Origin of the sequence: Paraburkholderia sp. NMBU_R16, from assembly GCF_013282575.1 — a bacterium.
Taxonomy (GTDB): domain Bacteria; phylum Pseudomonadota; class Gammaproteobacteria; order Burkholderiales; family Burkholderiaceae; genus Trinickia.
Genome location: NZ_JAAAYE010000349.1, coordinates 1 through 307, shown reverse-complemented (window position 1 = coordinate 307; position 307 = coordinate 1). Strand labels below are relative to the sequence as shown.

Sequence of the window (307 nt, the reverse complement as noted above, 5' to 3'; positions counted from 1 at the left end):
TGGTTACTGACGTTGGCCTGGGCCGGGCCGGCATCGTCATGGGTCTGGAGGTCTCACGCCTAGCGAGAAACAATGCTGACTGGCATCGGCTGCTGGAAATCTGTGCGCTTGCAGATACGCTAATTCTTGACGAGGACGGGATATATGACCCGGCGAGCTTCAATGATCGGCTCCTGCTTGTGTCACGGATCGGCGTAATCGAGCCGGGGATGATCGGCGTAATGAGGCCACTTGGAATGGCCCCGAAACGCGATTTCGAAGGGCCTCAAGAATCCGTTTTTTTGCCTGATTTTGCAACCGCGTTTTC

1 pseudogene is annotated in these 307 nt (G+C 55.7%); it reads left to right on the top strand.

The features are described 5' to 3' along the window. Positions 1 to 17: 17 nt before the first annotated feature. Positions 18 to 307, top strand: a pseudogene (locus GWC77_RS29360) (hypothetical protein); the annotation flags it as partial.